The sequence below is a fragment of the Bacillus atrophaeus genome, from assembly GCF_039519175.1.
Lineage (GTDB): Bacteria > Bacillota > Bacilli > Bacillales > Bacillaceae > Bacillus > Bacillus atrophaeus.
Map to the genome: position 1 here is coordinate 1,202,320 of NZ_CP154443.1, position 22,479 is coordinate 1,224,798.

A 22,479-nucleotide genomic window follows, 5' to 3' on the forward strand; every position below is an offset into this window, starting at 1 on the left:
AAACCCATTTTTCACTTCACCTTATTCCTTATGTTAAAGCCTATGTCAATAATACCCAACAGGCGGATCACCGCCATAAAAATCGGCGACAGCAGCCCCAAAATAATCGCAATAATCCCAACTGCTTTAGGATATTTTTTCATATGGCAATAGAAAAATATAAACGCTAAACCTTGAATAAAGACTAATATGCCTAGTATAAATCCCCCGTTTAAAGCGAGAGAATACAGCATTTGGCCCTTTTCTAAAGGCATAAAGGACAAAATAATGATTAAAAGATACAGCCACATGATACTTTGCGGGAGTTTCAACTCTCTAAAAGGCTTTAACTTGGGAATATCGGGGGAAAATCGCCTTAAGAGCGGCTTAGCGATAAGATAACTGAGGAAAGAAAAAATAGCCCCTAACATGACAATAGCTGTTGGAAAAAGATATTGGACCGTACCTAATTGTTCTTCCATCAGTTTCATTTGCTGCTCCAGCTGATCCCCATTACCGGTATTCTTTAAGAACGATTCGGTCATAGACAATGATTGGCGATATTGAGACATAGCTTCATCAATCATATTGATCCCCAAAAACTGAATGCTTATCACAAAATAGAAGACAATGCACAGCATGTAAATGAGGGCGCCGGATACAATAGCATGCCCTGGCTCTTTCTTTTTAAAAAAGTATCCCATGGCAATCCCGGCAAACGCTGACATAAAAGCAACGATAAGCCCGTTAAATGAACCGACAATAAATACCACCGGAAGACTGACAACGCCCATCCACAAACCCAATTTCAACCCATGCCGAATGGTGTAGAGAATAACGGGCAGCGGCAATGCAAACAGAAGAATGGATCCGATGATTGGAATATAAACGACCATTAACGTGATGATAGTAAAAAGACTGATTAGGATAGCACCTTCCATTAATGCCCTTGTTTGTTTCACTTAGTCACCTCATACCTCGATTAATCATGAACATACGAATAGAAAAGAGCAGCTTAAACGACTGCTCTTTTTGACGCCGCAAAATTTCTTTTTCGCACCAAGTTTCTTTTTCATATCATCTCTAAAATCACCTTTACATTTTAACATAAGTTGAAAAGGCAAGTAAAATCAGGCCAGGTCTTTCTCATGTTTCATGTGAAACATTTATAGCCGATTAAAAATAAAAGACATCCTCTCATGAAGAATGCCCGCTGAACCAATATTATAAATGTTTATCATCCATAAATCCGGAACTATCTTTGTTTTTCTTTTTCGTTTTTCTAACATATAAGAAGATTAGAATGACGACTAGAAGAGTGGTTGCTTGAAGAATACCGCCTGTAAACAAGAAAAAGTTCTTTATCATCTCCAACATATATGATCACCTCTATTATGATTTTCACAAGTGGTTTCCTATATCAATGTAAATTCCCTTTTTATAAACTTCGAAACATCAGTAACCACATCATACCCGGGGCATATGCTGATATAGAAATTAACTGATGAAGGAGATACTTACATGGATGAACGCAGAACACTGGCTTGGCACGAAACGTTGGAAATTCATGAATTGGTGGCTTTTCAAGCAAACGGCCTTATAAAACTGAAAAAAATGATTCGGGAAGTAACGGATTCCCGCTTAAAACAGCTTTACAGCTTTTCTATTCAAGCAATTGAACAGAATTTGAAAGAACTGCTTGCTTTCTTTCCCCAAGCACCTATTTACAATCGGGATGATGAAGAGGAAGAGCGAGCGGATACACCGTTTTACAGCGGAGATTTGCTCGGTTTTGCCAAAACTTCCGTTCGCAGCTATGCGATCGCGATTACAGAAACCGCTACACCTCAATTAAGAATCGTGCTTGTAAAACAACTAAACGCAGCCATTAAATGGCATGAGCAGGTGTTCAATTATATGTATGAGCACGGTTATTACCCCGCGTACAACCTGGCAGATTTATTGAAAAACGATGTAAAGAATGCACGAAGAGCCATTTCTATGAAATAAAAACAGCAGCAAAGGATTTCCCTTTGCTGCTTACTTCTGACTTGTATTGTCCTTGAGCATACCAGCCGAGCGATACGCTTCAAGCGCCTCTCTGTTGGTGTCGCCCCATTTTTTCATTTGTAACACAATCGGCTCCAAGGTCCTCCCGAATTCTGTAAGTGAGTATTCCACCTTAGGAGGCACCTGATGATACACCTCTCGATGCACAATTCCGTCCGCTTCAAGCTCCCGAAGCTGAAGCGTAAGCATTCTCTGCGTAATATTGGGGCAAATTCTTCGGAATTCGTTAAAGCGTTTCTTCCCGTCTATCATGTGATAAAAAAGAATTCCCTTCCACTTACCTCCAATCACATCAAGTGTAAATTCAACCGGGCAGCCTTCTTTGTTCGGGTATATTTTGTTGTCTGAACTCATTCCCGCACCCTCCCATAGTACCTTTTTTGATACTACATACGATTTAGTGACTTAACTGCCCAATATTTTACACATGTTTCATTCCGCATACAATCAAAAAGCTCCTTTTTCGCATCAATTTTTGAGGTTTTCAATGCTTACACCTACTGCCATCCGTGTTAAACTATATAAAGAATGTTTACACTACTTAAAAAGGATAAGGAGCTATCATGGAAAAAATACTTATTTTCGGACACCAAAACCCAGACACAGATACAATTTGTTCAGCCATTGCGTACGCAGACTTAAAAAACAAGCTAGGTTTCAACACTGAACCTGTCAGACTCGGCCAAGTCAATGAAGAAACAAAATACGCGCTTGATTATTTTAAGAAAGAAAGCCCTCGTCTTGTTGAAACAGCGGCTAATGAAGTGAACGGCGTCATTTTGGTTGACCATAACGAACGCCAGCAAAGCATCAAGGATATTGAAGACGTTCAAATTCTTGAGGTCATCGATCATCACCGCATTGCCAATTTTGAAACAAGCGAACCCGTTTACTACAGAGCGGAGCCTGTCGGATGTACGGCAACCATTTTGAACAAGTTATATAAAGAAAATAACGTAACAATCGAAAAAGAAATCGCAGGACTTATGCTGTCAGCAATCATTTCTGACTCGCTTCTATTCAAATCTCCTACCTGCACCGAGCAAGATGTAGCTGCGGCTAAAGAGCTTGCGGAAATCGCAGGAGTAGATGCAGAAGAATACGGGCTTAACATGCTCAAAGCGGGCGCTGATTTAAGCAAGAAAACAGTAGAAGAACTCATCACTCTTGATGCGAAAGAATTCAATCTTGGCGGCAAAAAAGTTGAAATCGCACAGGTCAATACAGTTGATATTGAAGATGTCAAAAAGCGCCAGCCGGAATTAGAAGCTGCCCTTTCTAAAGTCATCGCTGAGAAAAACTTGGATCTCTTCCTTTTAGTCATTACAGACATTTTGGAAAATGATTCACTTGCTCTTGCTATCGGTGATCAGACGGATAAAGTGGAAAAAGCCTTTAACGTGACATTAGAAAACAATACGGCCTTACTAAAAGGCGTCGTTTCCCGAAAAAAACAAGTTGTTCCTGTTTTAACAGATGCCATTTCCGAATAATTGATAAGCATCCCGGCGAATCTTGCCGGGATGCTTTTTTACGTTCTATTCACCAAGTTTTTCGATCTGATTCATCACACCGCTGATTTGCTGCGCGCTTTGCACCAGTTCTGTCTCTTCCAATTTTTCAACTGTTATTTTGCCCTCCTCCGTCATGCTCAACAGCTCGGCCGCACTTTCTTGCAGTTTTTCATTCTGCTGTGTGATGGTGTCATGAATATCAGCCGCCGCATCAGGCGGTGTTAATTTATCAAACTCGGCTGCCGCTTTTTGTATGGACTCTAGCTGCGTTTCCAGTTCCTTTTTGGCATCTGCATCAGTTACGGCTTGTTCTGCAAGCGCAGGTGCTTCTTCAGCAAGCGTTTTGACTTCTGTGACATATCCGGCCGCCTCATTCGCATAGGACAGTCCATCATTCAAATTGTCCAGCGCTCCGCAGCCGCCGGCTCCTAAAAGGGATACTCCCGCCAAAACGGTCAGTACAGCTTTCATCGCTTCAGCCTCCTTATTACTTCTTTTTATTTTTATCTTTCAGCTTTTCTTTTAATAACGGAATCAGTTTTTCCTTCGCTAAAGGCAGCCCTTTTTTCACCAAATCGCTTTTCATCAATTTTGACAGCTTAGACATCAACATTCTCCTCTCCCTTTTAAAAATGAAAAAAACTCCACCGATTTGGTGAAGTTTTTAAACAAAAAGACCTTCACCAAATCATATTTGGCAAAGGTCTCGCTAACAATAGAATTGCCAGCAAAGCCGAGGACTTACATCCTGTAATGACGACTTTACTGTACCAGCTACTCCCCTTTGGAGTATTCATTTTTATTACTTTCATTGTAAGTGACAGAAGCATCCTGCGTCAAATTCCGGCTCTGTTTATTCTTTTAAAGCATGTGGTAAGGAAACAAAGGAGTCTTTCATCTGAATGTAATTCACTCGCGGAGAACATGCTATTGCAGAGGAGGTTTTCAACATGAGTCAGGAGCATGTGAAACGGCCTGGTCATACCAGATGGTATATTTCATCATTACTAAGCGGTATTATTATTCTTAATTACTTTGACCGTGTGGCCATATCCGTTGCCGCGCCTGCTATACAGGATTCATTTCATTTATCGGCAACCGAACTTGGCATTGTCTTTTCGATCTACACTTATTCATACACAGTCATGCAGCTGCCCGTCGGGAGTTTATTAGACAAGTTTGGCGTTGCGTGGGTCACACGCGTGGGAATGACAATTTGGAGCATTTTAACGATTTTGCTCGCTTTTTTGCAGGGAAAGCTGCTTTTGTATATTGTCCGTTTTCTCATCGGACTGACAAGCGCTTCTGCCTTTCCCGCTGCATCCAAGGCCACCGCATTATGGTTTCCTCCAAGTGAACGCGGACTGGCGAATTCATTGTTTGATTCAGCCGCCAAATTTTCAAATGTGCTCGGCGCGCCATTAGTTGCCTTTCTCGTCACGACCTTTGATTGGCGGGTCGCCTTTTTAACAATTGGTATCATAAATGTGCTGTTTACGATGCTGTTCTGGTGGTATTATGAGCAGCCTGAACGACATAAACGCATTTCCAGCGGCGAGTTAAATTATATACAAAAGCATAATACCATTACATCCGAGCAAATTCCTTATAAAACAGGACCCCTTTTGAAAGCATTGTTTACGAATCGAAAAGTATGGGGCCTGATGATTGGTTTTACAGGGTACGGCTATACATTTAACCTGTTACTTACGTGGCTGCCGACATTTTTCAAGCACACTTATGGCATGGATCTGATGTCATCCGGCTTATTCACCGCCGTTCCATGGCTGATTTCCACCATTTCCGGTATTGCGGTCGGCGGCTGGCTTGTCGACTATTTCATCAAAAAGGGATATCAGAATACAAAAGTCTATCAAACCATTATTGTGATCGGCATGGGCTTAGGCTTCTTCTTTTTAGGCGCCCTTTTTACAGATAACATTACGATTGCCATTGTTTGTATTTCCATCGGCCTTGCGGGAATTTCGGCAACGGCTCCGATCGGCTGGTCCATATCGGCAGAACTTGCCCCCATCGGATCTGTCTCCATGCTGAGCTCCATGGTCAACTTGGCAAACAATTTATTCGGCGGAATCATCGCCGCATCGCTGACAGGTTATTTATTAGATGTAACCGGCTCCTTCACGCTCAGTTTTCTTGTTGCCGGAGCTGTCCTCTTGATCGGATTGGTATTTTATGTATTTGTACTTGGTGAAGTGAAAAGAATTCAGTTGAAATAGAGAGCCTGCTTAATGAATGGCTCTCTTTTTGGTACAAATTGAACAAAAAAGCTAACCGTAAGGAAACAATAATACGATGGAAAATTCATATAACCACCCATTAATTGAATTCCATCAACATCTGCCTTCAATATTTCCAGTAAAGAAATTCAGAATCATTGCGCTCAATTTTAAATCCTAACTTTTCAAGTACATTTTCAGAAGCGGTATTTTCAATTTCACATCTAGCCTTGATAGCTGTTACCTCAATCTGGTCCAAAGCCCACTTTAACAATGTTTGGGCAGCTTCAATACAATAACCTTTGCGTCGGTGGCTTTTATTAATAGCAAAACCCATTTCAATCATACCGTTAGAGTCTGGATTGCCTAAAAAGCCTATACCGCCGACTATCTCTTTCGTATCCTTCATCACAATAATCCAGGAGTCAAACCCTTTTGTTCCGTTATTTTTCAGAAGAAGCTCTCGAAAAAAAGGTAAAGCTTCAAAGAAATCGGGCTCAGGCCATTCACCATTGGTTTTGTATCCCAATGCTTCGATTCCCAATAAGTCACGCTTAGCTGCCGCTTCGATTAGATTAAGATCTAGTGTTTTCAATAATAGGCGATCTGTTTCAAGCTGCACTCATTTGCCTCCTTTGGCAAGTCGAATGATAAAAAAGAAACTTTCATATGAGAGTAATCATGTGGTTTGGAATAGGCTGATGTCAGCCTGGTTTCTAGCTATATTTTTAGTCGGTCCTTTTGCCAGAATGGTTACAAATGTCAACAGACGATCTATTAGCTAACGTCACCGCCAAAGATTGACACATTCTGCCGATCAACACTAAATGCCCGCCCATTCCATTTCAGCACGGTCTGTACAAACCCAAGTGAATCCGCATTGTACCTTCCCGCGATTCTCTGATACGCTTCGAGTTCATATGTGCCGTCTCTGTTGAAATCAACCGGATACAAGCCGGACAAAGGATTGACCCAGCCTTCTATCGGCGCTTTCAAAACGCCATTCTTGTTATAAATTTCAGTTAGATATTCCCTGCCTTTGTAAGTAAGATCGAGTATATACATTTCATTTAGTTTATAACTGATCACAGCGGCTTTGTATTGATTTTGATAAGCCACATTGTACTTGAAGTCTTCATTAAATGCGTCCGAATTAAAAATTTGCCTCATTTGACCATTAATAGAAGAAAAAACATACGCATAAACAGCACCGCCGCTTCCCCCCGTATCAATGACCACTAAAATATCATCCGCCTTGTTTCCTGTAAAATCACCAAGAAAGAGTGTCGGATTGTATCCGGCGTTATTTTTAAACGAGATTTGCTGATCGCGATTTGTCCTTCCATCTCGGATAACCAACGTGACATTTTTCCAAAAAGGACTGTCAGGCGTTTTATTTGCGGTAAGAAAAACATTGTCAATGACACCATCACCATTAATGTCACCACGTTTTGCAGCCACAATGGAAGATCTATACGGATTCATGACTCGTGAGGGAACAGACTGGAGATTCGATTGCAGTACATGCCTTGAAGCATACGGATTGGGATACCACAACGCTTTATCAACCGTTTGCAATGATGGACCGATGATTCCCGCTCTTACCTGCGCATCAGCCAGATAAGACCAATAATAAAGATCATTCGCCTCTTGAATCGCTTTTCTGTGAAAATACGGGTCCAATTCAGGTCACCTACCTTTGTTAGTCTCAATATAAGAATATATGCATGGATTGTCAGGAATAACCTTGAGAGCTAAGTTTAGATGGATGAAGTCGAGGATTTTGGACAAGAGCAAGCATGTCACCAAAGATGGGCTGAGCATAAAGAAGAATACCATAACAAACAGTGGTAAAAAATTAAAGGATATCAGGTAGTGAATTTTTTTATATCTTTGCAGAGAGTCTTTCCGCTGTTGACCCTTTGAGTCTCATAAAATATATAATTTTTTGGATTCAACCTTCAATTTATTAAAACTTGTCATGCCATATAGTTCCTGAGATAATTAAAACGATATACGGTCGACCGGATACTGTTTTGAAAATAACAAAGGGGGCTTCACATTGAAATTAAACATTGCGTCACTTCCAGGAGATGGGATAGGAAGAGAAGTAGTACCCGCAGCCAAAGAAGTTTTAGACACTTTAGCAGAAATTCATGGCGGTTTAACATTCGCGTTTACTGATTTTCCATGGAGTTGTGAATATTATTTGGAAAATGGAACGATGATGCCGGAAGATGGCCTGGACACGTTGTCACAATTCGATGCGATTTTTCTTGGTGCTGTAGGCAATAAAAAGCTTGTTCCCGATCATATTTCACTTTGGGGATTATTAATTAAAATCCGCCGTGAGTTTGAACAGGTTATTAATATTCGTCCTGCCAAAATATTTAGCGGATTAAAGTCTCCCTTGGTCAATCCAAAAGATTTTGACTTAATTGTCGTTAGAGAAAATAGTGAGGGAGAATACAGCTCTCTTGGCGGAAGGATTTATCAAGGAGAAGACCAAATTGCCATCCAAAATGCTGTATTCTCACGAAAAGCAACAGAACGAGCGATGCGTTTCGCCTTTGAATTGGCCAAAAAACGCAAAAAACATGTCACCAGTGCAACCAAATCAAACGGAATCTTCCACTCCATGCCTTTTTGGGATGAGGTTTTCGAATTTGTTTCAAAGGATTACCCTGAAGTTAACTCTGATTCCCAGCATATCGATGCTTTAGCAGCCTTTTTCGTTACCCATCCGGAAAGATTTGATGTTATCGTAGCAAGTAATTTATTTGGCGATGTTTTAACTGATATAGGCGCAGCCATTATGGGAAGCATTGGAATCGCTCCGTCAGCTAACATTAACGTGAATGGAAAGTATCCTTCTATGTTTGAACCAGTTCATGGCTCAGCTCCAGATATTATCGGTAAAGGTACAGCTAATCCGCTGGGACAGATTTGGACAGCCAAAATGCTTTTGGATCACTTTGGTGAAGAGGAATTGGGAAGCGTATTGTTGGATGTAATGGAGAGCTTATTGAAAGATGGATATGTCACCCCAGACATTGGCGGGAAGTGTACTACAAACGAAGTCACACAAGAAATGATTACAAGACTGAAAGCAAAGTAAGAAACAGGGGAATATTTTGTGGCTGAGTTATTCTCTCTCAGAACCTAAGAAAGCAACCAAACTGTTCTCTTAACCACCTTTATCAATGCAGCATCATGTGTGGTAATATATACGATAAGAGAATGGACAGAGGATGAGAAACGTGCTTGAAAAACCAAAACCGTTTTATGAACAATCTTATCACGCTATTAAGCGAATGATATTTGAAGGAAAATTAAAACCTGGAGAACGAATTGTTGAAGCAAAAATGGCCAAGGAACTTGGTGTCAGTAAAAGTCCTTTAAGGGAAGCGATTAGGGTCCTAGAGAAAGAAGGACTTGTAGTCATTGACACAAGAGTGATGGTTTATAAACCGACAATAAAAGACGTGGAAGAAATCTATTTTTGCCGCATGGCATTGGAATCATTCGCTGCAGGATTAACGACAAGAATTGCATCCGCTGAAGAATTAGAAAATATCGAAAATACACTTCAAAAAACAGAAGAAGCGATTCTCCAATCAATGGAACAAAACGTCATTATAGAATTAAATGAGAGGTTCCATGAATTAATCATACAATATACTCAAAATAACCTTTTACGAAAACAACTTAATGATTTAAAAGGGTTAATTTATTATTTCCGTATATTGAATTTTGAAGGAGAAAAACGAGCAGAACATATCCTTGAACAACATCAACAAATCTTTCATCACATGAAACAGAGAAATGACGAACAGGCATCAAAAGCAATGGTTCACCATCTGCAATTAGATCTAGATCATTTAGTTGAAGTTTTGTCTCACAATCATGAAGAATGATTTACACAAATGGCCTTCCAATTTTCGGATGGCCTTTTTTTATCTGTCCATTCTTCTTATGTATAGTTATATTAAGTTTTTTTGTTGAACTCCCCTGCCCATTACAGTCTCTCTTTTCCCTTACTCAAGTAACCTTGACTCTGCCCTAAGGTCACCCCTCATAGTGAAACATGAAAGGAGGACATGATGAGATTAACTGTAAAAGAACTATCCCACATCGCAAATGTTACCATTAAAACTCTTTATCATTACCATAAAATTGGATTACTTGTCCCTAAAGAAATAAGCGATGCCGGCTATCGGTATTACGGAACAGACGAACTAAAAAGGTTACAAGAAATACTTTTTTATAAAGAATTAGATATCCCTTTGTTAGAAATAAAAATGTTATTAGACGAAGACTCCGACAGAACCAGTACATTGGAAAAACAGAAAAAATTGTTCGAAAAGAAGATTGAAAAGTATCAGCAATTAATCGAAACAGTCAAAACGTCTGTAGATTACACAAGAAAAGGTGAGTGCATGGACAATAAGTTAATGTTCAAAGGATTTGAAACCGCAGAAGAATGGAAACAATCATTGGGTGAGCAAAATGACTATTTAAAAGAAACATATGATTTTGAATTAGATACCGATTCCATCAATGCTGATGAAATGAACAAAATGGCTATAGAAGCAAAACATTTTCTAGATGGTATGGCGAATTTCTTAAAAAACGGCGTTACGTATAATGACCCTGCTGTGCAAGAACATGTAAAACAACATCTTAAGTTCCTAAATCATAACGGACATCCGATTACTAAAGAAGATTACGTACAGCAAACAAAATTTTTCATGCAAGACGATTTTCATAGGGGAATGTTAGAAGAACAACAAAGAGGATTAGCCTATTACTTGATTTTCGTTTCAGAGAATCTTTAGATGATTAAAATTGAGAGTGGTGGTTTCATTGCACTCTTCGTTTTGTTCCAAATTGAATGTCATGGCAAGTGCCCTGAAAAAAGATAATCCCATGCCAAATAACAGTAAACCCAATAGATTAATCGCTGAGAAGTCTCCATATTTACCTTGTGAATTGGTTCCCCTGAGGAGAAGAAGCCTTCGAAAAAGCAAAACGCGAAAACAATTCCGTCCATCGACTACTCGATTTGTCACTGGTGGCAGATGTTAGAGTAGCTGGTTGAGAATCTTTATAGGTGAGCAACTCAGTGTTACGATTAGAAGGCGCATTATCCAGTAGAATGAAATAAAAATCTTCGCTTTTTTGACGTATCATCTGCTTGTTTCTGTGATAATCAACTTGAGCCGGACAATATAATTGAGTAGCATAAATGATAGATGTTCCAATGAGGGAAGGGAGAGAGAACGATTGAAAAATGGGAAAAGTGAGAAGTTCTCTGCAGGTTTTCAGTTTATTACTATAAAAAATGATAACGATAAGATCCCCCTCCCACTGATGATATGTATCCTGCACAAACCGAAGAGAAAGATGAACAATTAGGACCTTATAAGGTAAGAATAGCGAAAGATGCCCCTCTTGCGAATGGAGAATTTCCGCTGGTATTTTCTCATGGTGCACCGTTTGCTTTATCGTACCATCTCTCAGTTTCTTGCTCGTAATGGATTCATAACAGTAATACCTCAACACCCATTTAATAATCGAGACGATAATACATCATTTAAAGGAATGGTGTTATGACAATAATCTAAACCCACAGACAAAAATGCATGACAGGGAACGCCTTCACAAAATCTACAAGCATATAAACTATTATGTGATAAGGAAGTCGATAGTAGCTTAAAATAAGAAACGGAGATAATGAAAATGAGAACTTTAAATACGAGATTTAAACGTTTATTGAGATTAAGAGATTTGGAATTCTTTCAGGTGGAATTAAATGATGATGAAAGATGTGCTTTTTTATTATTCGTTGATGAAAGATTGCCAGATTCTGAAGAAGGCAACAATATTAATGTTTATTTGATTTCTCATTTTGAGTTACCTGATTCATCATATCAAGATGTACTTAGTCTTAATGATGATTTATTGGGTATGAAACATAATTGTTCATATGTAATGGACACTTTAACTGTTAAAGAGGAATTTGATTTCGATTTCCCATTTGATATGCTCGCTATTCGTAAATATGTTCAAGAGTTGTTGTCCACTTTAAAAATTTACAAAAAACTTCCTGAATTTGAAGAAATGGATTTCAATTACTTATCTCAAGAATAGTAAGGTTACGTTAGATGAAAAATAAACGTTTAAGTTTGGTTTTGATTTGTCTTTTTCTAAGGTTATTTGTCTGGGGATAGTTTCAAACTTTAACGTTTTTGAGACTCATCATCCAATAACAACTTTTCTCAGTGTTGTAATTTCGATCATATCTATCACTTTTTCGAATAATTCGATATTGTGATTAAAACAGCAGATTCCTGAAGGAGTCTGCTATTTTTATTATATTAGTTTTCCAACCGAGTCATTCTTTGCAGTTTTAAAATTTGTCACCACTTTAAACAAATAGTATCACCTACTTCATGACAAGGGTTTTATATAGAACATCATCAAGTTAGCTTTAGAAAATTGTAAAAAACATATTAATCCAGATGTATTTGCACCTGCATTCATCCTAAGGGGCAATAATAATTATCGTAAGGACATTAGGTATTTTAATCAAAATAGACTCCTTAATAACAGAACCGCATAGAATAAGATCCCAATTAAACTTGCAAAATCCAATGTATAGGTTTCTTAATAGATCCAACAATTGGTTGGTTCTTTTTTATTATAGTAATTCAATTCATTGTAAATCAGATTAACAAATGATTTATGTAAGCCCATGGTTATTCAACAAATCATTGATGGCAAGTGTATTAGAATAACCATTCCCCTCATTTAGATGAATAGAATTAAAAAAAGAGCAGACTTTTCAGTCCGCTCTTTTAAATTAATGATAAAGGATGATTTTTATTGCCTAGTTCCATTTACAAAACTTCATAGGTGCAAGTTAATCATTGCTCTCAAACTTCACCCTCAAGTCAAGAAGCGAAGTTAAAAGCTAGATTATTAGAATGATCTGCTCTATCATTACATACTTATTTTGTGTTTTTGTTCATTATCTATTTCGGGCTGTATCTCCTTTGTTAGATGATGCCCCTCTATATCTACATTCGGAATAATTTTATCTAACCATTTTGGTAAATACCAAGCTGCATTCCCCATCAACTTCATGATACTTGGAATGAGTGTCATTCTTACAATAAATGCGTCAAACAATACACCAAAGGAAAGTGCTAATCCATTTGCTTTGATAGAAGCTTCACCAGCAAAGATAAACCCTGCAAAAACGAATATCATGATAAGTCCGGCTGCGGTGACAACAGGGCCGCTGTGTTTTAATCCAGCTTGAATCGCTTGTACTGGATTCTTTGTTTTCACATATTCTTCACGCATTCTGCTTACAAGGAATACTTGATAATCCATGGCTAATCCAAACAGTATCCCAATAGATAAAATCGGCAGGAACGCGAGTATCGGCCCTTTTTCAGGTATTTTGAAAAAGTCGATGAGATTCCCGTCTTGTAAAACAAATACACAGATTCCAAGAGTGGCTGTCATCGTCAATATGAATCCTGCAACAGCAACAAGAGGCACAAGCAACGAACGGAATACGATTGTCAGCAATACAAACGCAAAACCAACAATGAGTACAGCAAACACCGGTATCGCATCATTAAGGCGATCTGAAATATCAATATTCACTGCAGTCGATCCAGTAACGAGCAAATCTACCCCATTTTTATCTGATAAGCTGCGAACATCCTTTACCAAATCCTTCGTTGCTACATCATTTGGACCTGTTGTAGGAACTACCGTAATGATGGCAAAGTTCCCTTCTTTATTAGGCCTTGCAGGAGTAACACTTGCTACATGGTCTAAATCTTTAATTTCTTTTACTGCATCTGCGAAGGCTTCCGCCTTATTTTCTGTCACACTTGTGGCATCCGCTACAATTGTTAATTGACCGTTAAATCCTTCTCCAAAACCGTCGGCAAGCAAGTCATATGCCCGGCGATCTGGATTATCCTTCGCTTTCATCCCTGCATCAGGCAAGCCCAGCTCCAAATGCATAGATGGGATACTAATAACGAGCAATATAAGGATGCTGCATACACTTAGCATGATAGGATTTTTTGTGACAAAGCGTCCCCAGACATTTGTTTCAGCGTTTTGTTTTTCTTTTTTCTTGTTTGATTTCGGAACCATTCTATTTCCCGTTATCGACAAGACGGCAGGCACAAGCGTGATTGAAGCGAGAACAGCCATCAGTACACTAAGCCCTGCTGTCAGCCCCATTGCAGACATAAAAGGAATGTTAACAACAGTCAATCCGCAAAGTGCGACGATAACAGTAAGTCCGGCAAAAACAACTGCACTCCCAGCTGTTCCTGTAGCTCTCGCAATTGATTCATTTTTTTGTATACCTTCACCTAAAAACTGGCGGTGTTTCGAAAAAATAAATAGAGCATAATCAATACCAACTGCAAGGCCAATCATTCCAGCTAATGATAGACTGACGGAAGCAATATCGAATACTTGTGTCCCAATCAACACCAGTCCAATACTTACACCTAAACCAATTAGCGCAGTTAAAATCGGCAAACCTGCTATTAATAAGGAGCCGAATGTAATGGCTAAAACTACAAAGGCCAAGATAATGCCGACAATTTCAGACACTCCGCCTATCTCCATCTCGGCTCCTGGTATATCTCCGCTTAGCTCAGTTTGTAATCCAGCGTCATCAGCCATTTTCAAACTGTCTTTTAAGTGTTTGATAGAGTAATCTTTTATATCATCTGCTGAAGATTTAAACTTGATATCAGCATAGGCAACTGTGCCATCTTTCGCGATTGTTCCTGTAACAAAAGGACTTGCAATCGAGTCAACGGAATCATCTTTATTGATTTCCTTGAACGTATTTTCTATTGCTTTTTTGGCTGACTCTGCAGTAAGTTTCTCCCCATCTTCAGTTCCGAAAATCACCCGTATGCTCCCTTTATCAGGGCCATGAGGAAATTCTTTTTGAATCACATCCATCGCTTTTTCCGAAGGTGTGTCAGGTATGGACATATCCTCAGAAAAACTTGGTTTTAACGTGATTGCAAGGCCTATCGAAGCAACTAACACAACGATCCACGCGCATATTACTTTTATGCGATTGCGAGCAACCCATCCTCCTAATTTATATAAGAATCTTGACATGATAATCTCCTTTCAACACATTGCTTGATCACATTCTTTCTCATTGTAGTAGACAATGAAATAAAAAAAACGTACATTCGGGCATGTACGTTTGGGCAAATTTCAAATTTGATGTTATTTGTCTAATGTCAGAATACCTCTTTGCATGGCAATCGTCACTGCTTCAGTTCTTGAATTTGCGCCTAATTTATTGTAAATGGACGTTAATCTAGACTTTACTGTTCTCTCAGAGACGTCCAAATCAAAGGCGATCGCTTTGCTTTTAAGACCTTTAGAAATTGCTTTTAGAACAATAACTTCCTTTTCCGTTAACTGAGTATCACTGCTTGGCTTCTTCCTTCGCTCCAATTGAATTTCTTGAAAACGTTTAAGAATATCAGGCTGCAGCAGCACTTCTCCTCTTAATGCTGCATCCATTGTATGAAATAGGGTTTCTGAGCTCGTATCCTTCAACAGATATCCTTTCGCTCCTAATTCAATTCCTTCGATCATTAAGTGATCTTCATTATACGTAGTCAAAATAATGATGGGGATGTCGTGTTTTTCTTTTATTAGTTTAATGGCTTCTAACCCGCTCATCTCTGGCATATACAAATCCATGAGAATAATATCCGGTTTTAATTCATCTGCAAGGCGGACTGCTGCTTTGCCATTTTCCGCCTCTCCTATGATGGTGTAGTGATCATTCGTTTCAATTAAAAGCTTCAGACCTTCCCTCACGACAAGATGGTCATCAACGACTAAAACCTTATTCATCTTGCATCTCTCCCTGAATTGGTACAGTGATCTCAATTTGTGTTCCTATAGATGTTGTACTCTTTATATTGAATTGTCCATTCATTGCTTTAACTCGTTCTTGTATACCAAGAAGCCCATAATGTCCTCGCTTTTTCTTTCCGTTTTCAACATCAAAACCTTTACCATTGTCCTTGACAGTTAAATGGAGCCTCCCCTTTTCGTCATCCCAAATGGATACCGAGATCGTTTCTGCTTCAGCATGCTTTGCTGCATTCGTCATGCATTCTCCTATGATGTAATAACAATTTTCAGCAGTACGAACATCAGGCAATTGAGTTAATCTGTAGTCTAAAAAACAAGATAGACCTGTTGCATCTTTAAAATGATCCATTTGTAAGGTAATTCTTTCTTTTAAAGAACCGATTTCTTCTGATTTGCTGCGAAGATTGTCAATAGCTGAACGTGCATCAGCTAATGTGCTTTTCACTCTATTCATAGATTGTTGAATGATTTCTTTTGCTCTATCTGTGTTACCTTTCGATATATGAACATTAATAGCATCCAGCTGCATATTTAAACTAACCAATCCTTGTGCAAGGGTATCATGTAAATCCCGAGCCATACGTTGTCTTTCGTTTTGCAACGTCAGCTGTTCTACTTGTTGATGAGCAAGCTCCAGCCTTTCAAGAGTAAGCTGCGCTTTTATTTTTTCATCAACTTGGGCAAAAAATGTTGCAGCATAAGTGATAATGACAACCATGATAGGTACAGCGATGGCAAGAAAATGCAAAAACTCGCCTTTGTGAATCTGATATACCGCATTGGCTGATATCAGAAGTAATAGATATACAATAAGGAAGGTTCTTCTTCTATCTGCCATTCCTATAATCTGCCCAATCAAAAATGCATAAAGGCCAATAATGACCAGCATTAAGAAGCCCGTCATGACATTAGCAAGTGTATAAGTGATCAAACCTTGCAGTACAAAATATAGAATGACCTTATTCTTAACCCATCGATATGAGTGCCAATGCAGCAAAGTAAAAATAGCGATCAATATTGTAAACACATGAAGCAATAAAATGGACCAGCTCCCAGAAACAAACTGCAGCACGATAGAGGCAATATATATCATGAGAATAAAAGCTAAGCCTGGTACTCTGAGAGCAAGCATATTTAATGCCCGCCTATCTCGTGAAAAGTAGTTTTTATCAAAAGATTTTCTTCGAAACATATTGCTTCACTTCCTTTCCTTTGACAGTATAATCACAAAGGATTCACAATAAAAATAGGGACAATCCAGTCATATTTGTCATCTTATCATAAGAGCCGGCAGGCATTTCATTTATCGGCCAGCAAGGCAAGAAGAAAACTCAACAAGATGCAGACTTAATTAGTACGCAAGATTAACAAAAGTTTAGAATTGCCCCAACGTACATAAGAATATGCCCTTATGTACGTTTTCTATATTCAATTTTAAAATTAAAATATATGGAGAGTTATAAAAGAACTTTCATATGGGAGGATTGAAATTCATTGAAACCAATTGATCTCATAATTATAACCTTAAAAAGAAAAGGAATCAGAGCTGAAAAAACATTTAAAAATCGGGCCCCTCATACTTTAAAATCTCCAAAGAAAAATGGTAAAACAGAAGGGATCTAATTATTTACCAGCAAATACAAAATTACCCACTAAAGAATAAAGAAAACCTATAGGGAAAAGAGGAACAAGGTATGTATTGGTTTTTTGGTGTTTTATTGTACCTTCTCATCGGTACTTGTATATTCATAGGAGTCATCAAAGACTCTCAATCAGGTTCATGGTTACTACTTGCATTAGCAGCTCCACTCATCATATTTGGCTATCCTTACTTTTGTTCAAAGCAGCTTCTTACCAACAGATAAATATATATTGATTACGGAGTTATTGAAAACGATTAGAAGGTTCGAAAATAATGATAAAATAACATTTCAAACTCAAACACAATATTTACCTTCAAGACACAAACAAGACATATCATGTTGCAAACCATTGCCCCGGATACTATATAAATGAATGACTAAAGCCTGGTTCCACGTCATAGTAATTCTTTCTAAGATTGAGTCCTATCAATAAAGAGAGATTGTATTATTCAATTTATTATTAAGCTAAGAAGCTATATCTAATTTGTTATTTAATATTGCATAATTCGCTTTATTTCCATCCAAATTTAAAAAAACTGGCGAGAAAATCTCGCCAGCCTAATTCTTTGGGATTCCTGATTTTTTTCAAATCCGCTTTCCATAAATAATATATCGCTTTGGAGCATTTCCAACATATGAAAAGGGATAACAAGTAGTAAGAATGAGCTCCTCTTTTTTATGCTGCAAAGTAATAATGGAAGTATCATTCTTATCGACAATTTTCATCTTTTCAATCTTATACTGAAAACTCCCATATGAAAGCAGAATCTTTAATTGATCACCTTTTTTTAGTTCTCCTGTCCGGCGAAAAACGGTATCCCGATGTCCCGATAATACAATTTCTCCGTTCTCATTAGGATAATAACTTTCTTTGTAATGTCCGACACCCTTTTCCAAATCATCTGCGTCGGTTCCTTCTACAATCGGAAGCTCTGCATTTATTTTGGGGATCTCAAGAACACCGACAGCTTCTCCAACCTTAGGTTTAAAAGATGCTTCTTGCTCCTTGCTATTTTTGGTTTTGCCTTCTGTTTGCGGATGTCCCGCTGCCAGCTTAGCTTCTTCTAAAGCTTCCGCTGTCTTTTGATTGGTATCCATCACTTTCCAGACTCCATAGCCTATGAGAATGAGTCCGGCAGCTATGATGAACAAAGGAAACGCCTTTTTCACATGCATTTAGACATTTCTTTTCCTTTTAAAATACCAAAGGACTGATCCAACTAACAATAAACCAAAACCAACAAGAAGAATATTATACGTATTTGTTGCCGTATCCGGAAGCTCATTTCCGTTATTTGTATTTTCAGTTATTTTTTCAGGTGTTGATTTACCTGGCTCTCCTGAATGGTCAGTGTTGCTTGGTTTAGCAGGTTCACTTGGTTCTTCAGAGCCCTTTGGTACGACATTCATCTCTGCTTCCGGCTTATCTGGATCATCAATATTACCAGCATTAACAGCGGCCACATTTTTAATGGTCTTGCCGGAGTAGCCTGATTCTATTTTTGCTTGGAATGTCACAGTTCTCCACTCAGTGTCGCTGACATCTCCAAACTCTGCTGATATCTTTCCATCTTCAAATTTCCCTTTACCACCATGGCTTACTTTTAAGCTGCCTTCAATGTATTTCAGACCGTCTGGAAGTTCATCTGAAATGACGAGATCAGCTACTTTACTGTCAGCTGCTGTATTTCTTGTTTTAATGGTATAAACAACTGTATCTCCTGCTTCAAACTTACCTTTATCCGAATCCAGATTCTTTGCTGTCTTTTCTGACTCTAAGACTGGATCTTTCGGAGAAACTTTGACCTCGCGGCTTGGTTTATCAGGTTTATCAATATTGTCACCAGTGACGCTAGCTGTATTGACAATATTTTTACCTGCTTGGCCAGCTTTTACTTTCGCTTCGAATGTAACAGTATGCCATTCATTATCGGTCACATTGCCAAATTGGCCTGATACTTTGCCATCTGTCACATCACCTTTATCGTCGTCTTGAGCATCACTGACTGCTTGATTGTCTACTTTTAGTGTCCCAGAAACATATTCTAACCCTTCTGGAAGTTCATCTGAAATGACGAGATCAGTTACTTTACTGTCAGCTGCTGTATTTCTTGTTTTGATGGTATAAGCAACTGTATCGCCTGCTTCATACTTATCTTTATCTGATTCCAGATTCTTTGCTGTCTTTTCTGACTCTAAGACTGGATTTCTTGGAGAAACTTTGACCTCATGGCTTGGTTTATCTGGTTTATCAATATTGTCACCAGTAACGTTGGCAGTATTAACAATATCTTTATCTGCTTGGCCATCTTTCACTTTTGCTTCAAATGTAACAGTATGCCATTCAGTGTCAGTCACATTACCAATTTCACCTGACACTTTGCCTTCTGTCATATCGCCTTTATCATCATCTTGAGCATCACTGACTGCTTGATTGTCTACTTTTAGTGTCCCAGAAACATATTCTAACCCTTCTGGAAGTTCATCTGAGATGACTAGATTTTTCACCAGACTGTCCTCAACTGTGTTTTTCGTCTGGATTGTATAAAGAAGTGTATCTCCGACTTGCGGCTTTTTCTTGTCCTTATTTCCATCTGCTTTTGCTTGAATACTTGATGTTTTCTTTGACTCTAAGACAGGGTTTCTAGGATAAACTTCTACTTCATTATTCGGTTTATCCGGAGTGTCTACGTTACTGCCGGTAATGCTAGCCGTATTTTTAATCGTTTCTCCGGCTTGACCAGCTTTCACTTTCGCTTCGAATGTAACAGTATGCCATTCAACATCGGTCACATCACCAAATTGACCTGACACTTTGCCTTCTGTCATATCACCTTTATCGTCGTCTTGAGCGTCACTCACTGCTTTATTGTCAACTTTTAGTGAGCCCGAAACGTATTCTAAGCCTTCCGGAAGTTTATCTGAGATAACTAGATTCTTCAGAAGACTGTCCTCAACCGTGTTTCTAGTTTCGATTGTATAAAGAAGTGTATCTCCCACTTCTGGATGTTTCTCATCTTTATTGCCATCTGCTTTTGCTTGAAGACTTGCTGTTTTCTTCGATTCTATTTCCGGCTTTCTTGGATATATAGTCACATCATTGTTCGGCTTATCTGGAGTGTCGATATTACTGCCAGTCACGCTAGCCGTATTCTTAATCGTTTCACCAGCTTGGCCAGCTTTTACTTTCGCTTCAAATGTAACAGTATGCCATTCCGTATCCTTCACATCACCAATTTGGCCTGACACTTTGCCATCTGTTACATCGCCTTTGTCATCATCTTGGTCATCACTGACTGCTGTGCCATCCACTTTCAGAGTGCCTGAAACATATTCTAATCCAGCTGGTATGACATCTGAAATTGTAAGGTTTTCTACCTGACTGTCTTCTTCAGTATTTCGTGTTTGTATTGTGTAAAGAAGCGTGTCGCCTACTTCTGGGTGATCTGGATATTTGTTTCCTTCCACTTTTTCCTTAATTGCTGACGTTTTCTTTGACTCTAAGTCAGGATTCCTAGGATAAACTTTGACTTCATTATTCGGCTTATCCGGAGTATTTATATTGTCTCCTGAAATGCTTGCCGTATTGATAATATCCTTTCCTGCTTGACCAGGCTTAACTTTTGCTTCGAAGGTAACGTTATGCCATTCAGTATCCGTCACATCGCCAATTTTGCCTGACACTTTGCTGTCAGTATATTGCCCTTTATCATCATCTTGAGCATCACTAACTGATACACCGTCTACTTGTAAAGTGTCCGGAACATATTCTAAGCCTTCTGGCACTACATCTGAAATTGAAAGGTTTTTCACCTGACTGTCTTCAGCAGTATTCCGTGTTTGTATCGTGTAAAGGAGCGTATCTCCCACTTCCGGATGATCCGTATCTTGGTTTCCATCCGCTTTTGCCTTAATTGCAGACGTTTTCTTTGATTCAAGTACAGGATCTTTAAAAACAACCGGAGTTGTTACTTCGTTTGATTCGGTTTGTTTTTTCGTATTCGTTAATAAACTGTCATAGTTTATTTGCGCTTTGTTAGAAATTTCCTTACCGACATAACCTGTCTTGGCTTTCACTTTAAACTGTACAGTCATTCCATTAGGCAAATTGTTCGTGTTAGGTAAATTTCCTAAATTAATATTTACTTTATCACCATCAAAATTACCTTCATCATTATCGGATGCATCAGTTAGATTCTTTGTTGTCGAACCATTAATTAATTTTAGTGTTCCAGGAACATATTCAGTTCCTTCTGGAATTGCATCGGCAAAGCTTGCACCCGCAGCAACGTCTCCGCCTTGGTTTTTGATTTGAACCGCATATGTTAATTCATCACCGGGTTGCACCTCGCCCTGTGGAGAGACTGACTTATTTGCCGTCACACATGGTTCTGTGCCAAGGAAAATATCATCCAAAAAGTTGCCGGCTCCTAAGCTTCCGCCGGCTGAACTCACCGCCTCAAAACCGAAACGCGTTGTCGTTTGACCTGCTGGAACAGTGTAAGAGCCTGAATGAGTTCCCCATGCCGTTTTTCCATCAGAAAATTGTTTTTGAACCACCGTATTGTATGGATTATTAGTTGCTGCCCCGATGCGAACCTGCATGGTGTCAACACCTTGCCGCCCCATATGGGATAAGCGCCAATAAATCGTTTGTCCGGGCGTTGTTTTCACGTCTTGATACAGCATGCCATTCTCAAAAGCGTTTAATTCCGCCCACCGATTGCCATCAGGAGGAGAAGGCCAGTTTTTTACTGTTGCAGGAATGTTCTTTTCATAATTCCATATTTCAATTGCCTTCTGACCAGAGGAATCATCAGTAGTTTTCCAGCCAGGTACCTCGGATTCGAGATAAAAGAGACCCGAATTATTATATGCAGTTCCTCTGGCAGCACCTTGCTCAAAGCTTCCGTTAATCAGTGCAACCGGAGCCGGGCAAGTATTAACTGCATTTTGAGTTACCTCTGTTTTATCTTCAGCATGAATATGATTTGGCAAAACCGTCAAAATATTCCCAGTAACCAATAACAAGACTGCAAATATCATTAGGGTTTTCCTAATATTCAGTATGTA

At 38.9% G+C, this 22,479-nt stretch carries 19 protein-coding genes and 2 pseudogenes; 10 read left to right on the forward strand and 11 right to left on the reverse strand.

What is annotated here, in order from left to right:
* Positions 1-11 precede the first annotated feature (11 nt).
* Both AAHT65_RS06190 and AAHT65_RS06195 read right to left on the reverse strand, forming a co-directional pair.
* Complete coding sequence (locus AAHT65_RS06190; RefSeq protein WP_088118375.1) at positions 12-941, reverse strand: YybS family protein; 930 nt, start codon at positions 939-941, stop codon at positions 12-14.
* 262 nt (positions 942-1,203) lie between these two features.
* A complete protein-coding gene (locus AAHT65_RS06195; protein ID WP_003326096.1) occupies positions 1,204-1,356 on the reverse strand; it encodes a hypothetical protein in 153 nt (50 codons plus the stop codon).
* Between the two features lie 144 nt (positions 1,357-1,500).
* Here AAHT65_RS06195 and AAHT65_RS06200 point away from each other — a divergent pair, with 144 nt between their 5' ends.
* Positions 1,501-1,989 carry a spore coat protein gene (locus tag AAHT65_RS06200; protein ID WP_003326095.1) on the forward strand — a complete coding sequence of 163 codons (489 nt, stop codon included), beginning with the start codon at positions 1,501-1,503 and terminating at the stop codon, positions 1,987-1,989.
* A gap of 30 nt (positions 1,990-2,019) precedes the next feature.
* Here AAHT65_RS06200 and AAHT65_RS06205 read toward each other — a convergent pair whose 3' ends face one another.
* On the reverse strand, positions 2,020-2,403 hold the full coding sequence (locus AAHT65_RS06205) for a winged helix-turn-helix transcriptional regulator (RefSeq protein ID WP_277714165.1): 384 nt from the start codon (positions 2,401-2,403) through the stop codon (positions 2,020-2,022).
* Positions 2,404-2,612: 209 nt separating this feature from the next.
* Here AAHT65_RS06205 and AAHT65_RS06210 point away from each other — a divergent pair, with 209 nt between their 5' ends.
* Positions 2,613-3,542, forward strand: a complete 930-nt coding sequence (locus AAHT65_RS06210) for a manganese-dependent inorganic pyrophosphatase (RefSeq protein WP_003326092.1) — start codon at positions 2,613-2,615, stop codon at positions 3,540-3,542.
* A 45-nt stretch (positions 3,543-3,587) separates the two neighbouring features.
* Here the strand turns inward: AAHT65_RS06210 and AAHT65_RS06215 are convergent, their stop codons facing one another.
* Positions 3,588-4,034 carry a DUF6376 family protein gene (locus AAHT65_RS06215; RefSeq protein ID WP_003326091.1) on the reverse strand — a complete coding sequence of 149 codons (447 nt, stop codon included), beginning with the start codon at positions 4,032-4,034 and terminating at the stop codon, positions 3,588-3,590.
* A gap of 458 nt (positions 4,035-4,492) precedes the next feature.
* On the opposite strand from AAHT65_RS06215, the gene AAHT65_RS06220 reads away from it, so the two are divergent.
* A complete protein-coding gene (locus tag AAHT65_RS06220; protein ID WP_106035081.1) occupies positions 4,493-5,803 on the forward strand; it encodes an MFS transporter in 1,311 nt (436 codons plus the stop codon).
* 127 nt (positions 5,804-5,930) lie between these two features.
* Here AAHT65_RS06220 and AAHT65_RS06225 read toward each other — a convergent pair whose 3' ends face one another.
* Both AAHT65_RS06225 and AAHT65_RS06230 read right to left on the reverse strand, forming a co-directional pair.
* A complete protein-coding gene (locus AAHT65_RS06225) occupies positions 5,931-6,425 on the reverse strand; it encodes a GNAT family N-acetyltransferase (RefSeq protein ID WP_151289954.1) in 495 nt (164 codons plus the stop codon).
* 155 nt (positions 6,426-6,580) lie between these two features.
* Positions 6,581-7,324 (reverse strand): hypothetical protein, encoded by a 744-nt coding sequence (locus AAHT65_RS06230; protein WP_047937542.1) that lies wholly within the window; start codon positions 7,322-7,324, stop codon positions 6,581-6,583.
* Between the two features lie 541 nt (positions 7,325-7,865).
* Here AAHT65_RS06230 and AAHT65_RS06235 point away from each other — a divergent pair.
* The 5 genes and pseudogenes from AAHT65_RS06235 (at position 7,866) to AAHT65_RS06255 (ending at position 11,956) form a co-directional block, all read left to right on the forward strand.
* Positions 7,866-8,921 carry a tartrate dehydrogenase gene (locus AAHT65_RS06235; protein WP_343311159.1) on the forward strand — a complete coding sequence of 352 codons (1,056 nt, stop codon included), beginning with the start codon at positions 7,866-7,868 and terminating at the stop codon, positions 8,919-8,921.
* Positions 8,922-9,054: 133 nt separating this feature from the next.
* Positions 9,055-9,720: a GntR family transcriptional regulator gene (locus AAHT65_RS06240; RefSeq protein ID WP_088118384.1), complete on the forward strand. Its 666-nt coding sequence runs from the start codon at positions 9,055-9,057 to the stop codon at positions 9,718-9,720.
* A 183-nt stretch (positions 9,721-9,903) separates the two neighbouring features.
* Complete coding sequence (locus AAHT65_RS06245) at positions 9,904-10,641, forward strand: MerR family transcriptional regulator (RefSeq protein WP_343311160.1); 738 nt, start codon at positions 9,904-9,906, stop codon at positions 10,639-10,641.
* 91 nt (positions 10,642-10,732) lie between these two features.
* Positions 10,733-10,896, forward strand: a pseudogene (locus AAHT65_RS06250) (DUF255 domain-containing protein).
* A 712-nt stretch (positions 10,897-11,608) separates the two neighbouring features.
* Positions 11,609-11,956, forward strand: coding sequence for a hypothetical protein (locus AAHT65_RS06255; protein ID WP_343311507.1), 348 nt, complete (start codon positions 11,609-11,611; stop codon positions 11,954-11,956).
* 852 nt (positions 11,957-12,808) lie between these two features.
* On the opposite strand, the gene AAHT65_RS06260 is transcribed toward AAHT65_RS06255, so the two are convergent.
* The 3 genes from AAHT65_RS06260 to AAHT65_RS06270 form a co-directional block, all read right to left on the reverse strand.
* Positions 12,809-14,983, reverse strand: coding sequence for an MMPL family transporter (locus tag AAHT65_RS06260; RefSeq protein ID WP_343311161.1), 2,175 nt, complete (start codon positions 14,981-14,983; stop codon positions 12,809-12,811).
* Positions 14,984-15,097: 114 nt separating this feature from the next.
* The gene (locus tag AAHT65_RS06265; protein WP_343311162.1) at positions 15,098-15,739 is read right to left on the reverse strand and encodes a response regulator transcription factor; all 642 of its coding nucleotides are present in this window, start codon (positions 15,737-15,739) and stop codon (positions 15,098-15,100) included.
* Positions 15,732-16,955, reverse strand: a complete 1,224-nt coding sequence (locus tag AAHT65_RS06270) for a sensor histidine kinase (RefSeq protein WP_343311163.1) — start codon at positions 16,953-16,955, stop codon at positions 15,732-15,734. Before AAHT65_RS06270 ends, AAHT65_RS06265 begins: the two co-directional genes overlap by 8 nt.
* Before the next feature lie 302 nt (positions 16,956-17,257).
* Here AAHT65_RS06270 and AAHT65_RS06275 point away from each other — a divergent pair, with 302 nt between their 5' ends.
* A complete protein-coding gene (locus AAHT65_RS06275; protein WP_343311164.1) occupies positions 17,258-17,386 on the forward strand; it encodes a hypothetical protein in 129 nt (42 codons plus the stop codon).
* 71 nt (positions 17,387-17,457) lie between these two features.
* Positions 17,458-17,628: a hypothetical protein gene (locus AAHT65_RS06280; RefSeq protein ID WP_106272155.1), complete on the forward strand. Its 171-nt coding sequence runs from the start codon at positions 17,458-17,460 to the stop codon at positions 17,626-17,628.
* Between the two features lie 363 nt (positions 17,629-17,991).
* On the opposite strand, the gene AAHT65_RS06285 is transcribed toward AAHT65_RS06280, so the two are convergent.
* Together AAHT65_RS06285 and AAHT65_RS06290 are read right to left on the reverse strand one after the other, a co-directional pair.
* Positions 17,992-18,576 (reverse strand): class D sortase, encoded by a 585-nt coding sequence (locus AAHT65_RS06285; RefSeq protein WP_343311508.1) that lies wholly within the window; start codon positions 18,574-18,576, stop codon positions 17,992-17,994.
* 6 nt (positions 18,577-18,582) lie between these two features.
* A pseudogene (locus AAHT65_RS06290) lies at positions 18,583-21,744 on the reverse strand (isopeptide-forming domain-containing fimbrial protein); the annotation flags it as partial.
* Between the last annotated feature and the right edge of the window lie 735 nt (positions 21,745-22,479).

What these genes read in the sequence shown, in the direction of transcription:
- AAHT65_RS06195 (WP_003326096.1), bottom strand. Translation starts at nt 1,356, where the DNA reads ATGTTGGAGATGATAAAGAACTTTTTCTTGTTTACAGGCGGTATTCTT.
- AAHT65_RS06200 (WP_003326095.1), top strand. Translation starts at nt 1,501, where the DNA reads ATGGATGAACGCAGAACACTGGCTTGGCACGAAACGTTGGAAATTCAT.
- AAHT65_RS06205 (WP_277714165.1), bottom strand. Translation starts at nt 2,403, where the DNA reads ATGAGTTCAGACAACAAAATATACCCGAACAAAGAAGGCTGCCCGGTT.
- AAHT65_RS06210 (WP_003326092.1), top strand. Translation starts at nt 2,613, where the DNA reads ATGGAAAAAATACTTATTTTCGGACACCAAAACCCAGACACAGATACA.
- AAHT65_RS06215 (WP_003326091.1), bottom strand. Translation starts at nt 4,034, where the DNA reads ATGAAAGCTGTACTGACCGTTTTGGCGGGAGTATCCCTTTTAGGAGCC.
- AAHT65_RS06240 (WP_088118384.1), top strand. Translation starts at nt 9,055, where the DNA reads ATGAGAAACGTGCTTGAAAAACCAAAACCGTTTTATGAACAATCTTAT.
- AAHT65_RS06245 (WP_343311160.1), top strand. Translation starts at nt 9,904, where the DNA reads ATGATGAGATTAACTGTAAAAGAACTATCCCACATCGCAAATGTTACC.
- AAHT65_RS06260 (WP_343311161.1), bottom strand. Translation starts at nt 14,983, where the DNA reads ATGTCAAGATTCTTATATAAATTAGGAGGATGGGTTGCTCGCAATCGC.
- AAHT65_RS06265 (WP_343311162.1), bottom strand. Translation starts at nt 15,739, where the DNA reads ATGAATAAGGTTTTAGTCGTTGATGACCATCTTGTCGTGAGGGAAGGT.
- AAHT65_RS06270 (WP_343311163.1), bottom strand. Translation starts at nt 16,955, where the DNA reads ATGTTTCGAAGAAAATCTTTTGATAAAAACTACTTTTCACGAGATAGG.
- AAHT65_RS06280 (WP_106272155.1), top strand. Translation starts at nt 17,458, where the DNA reads ATGTATTGGTTTTTTGGTGTTTTATTGTACCTTCTCATCGGTACTTGT.